Raw genomic sequence first — 755 nt, forward strand, 5'->3', positions numbered from 1 at the left:
GAGCAGCAGCGCGGGCACCGCGAGCGCGATCCAGCGCCGCCCCGGCAGCGCGTCCCACAGCACGAAGCCCACCGCCAGCGGCGGCAGCAGCGCGAGCGGCAGGATGTCGCGCCCCGGCACGCCGATCAGCAGCGCGGCATCGGATGCGAGAGTGCCCGCGACGGCGGCGCCGACGACGACGCGGCGCAGCAACGTCGGCAGGCGCGGGGCGGCGTCGATCGTCACCGTCGGCAGGCCCCGCCGCGTGTCCGGTGGCGCGGCCCACATGAACTTCTCACGCCGCTCGGAATCAGACTACAAGGGCGCTGAGGAGTACCCGTGAGCAAAACGAACAACCTTGCCGCCGCCGACGTCGCAGAACCCATGAATGCAATGGCGGTCCCCAACCGTCAAAGCCCCGAGGGCGAAGGCGCCCACGGCCGTAGCGCGGATGGTCAGAGCGGGGCGGAACATGCCCTGGCCGAACTCATCGTCGCCGCCCTGCAGCTCGAGGTGCCGGCCGACGCCATCGTGCCGGACGCGCCGCTGTTCGGCAAAGGTCTCGGCCTCGACTCGATCGACGCGCTCGAGATGGCGCTGGCGATCTCGCGCACCTACGGGTTCGAACTGCGCTCGGACGACGAACGCAACCATCAGATCTTCGCCTCCCTGCGCAGCCTCGCCGCCCATATCGAGGCGAACCGGACGCGCTGACCGATGCGCTGGGACGCGCCGGCCATCCCGCTGGTCGAGCGTCCGCCGGACGCCGTCCTGTT

Annotated in this window: 2 protein-coding genes; one reads left to right on the forward strand and one right to left on the reverse strand. The window is 71.4% G+C overall.

The genetic code is table 11. The features are described from left to right. Positions 1–267, reverse strand: a 267-nt coding sequence (locus B8460_RS19715) for a hypothetical protein (protein ID WP_048863334.1), incomplete at its 3' end; no start/stop codon positions are given. Positions 268–318: 51 nt separating this feature from the next. Here B8460_RS19715 and B8460_RS19720 point away from each other — a divergent pair. Beyond that, positions 319–693, forward strand: a complete 375-nt coding sequence (locus B8460_RS19720) for a phosphopantetheine-binding protein (RefSeq protein WP_373855917.1) — start codon at positions 319–321, stop codon at positions 691–693. Positions 694–755 lie beyond the last annotated feature (62 nt).

It is taken from the genome of Acidisphaera rubrifaciens HS-AP3 (assembly GCF_000964365.1).
Taxonomy (GTDB): domain Bacteria; phylum Pseudomonadota; class Alphaproteobacteria; order Acetobacterales; family Acetobacteraceae; genus Acidisphaera; species Acidisphaera rubrifaciens.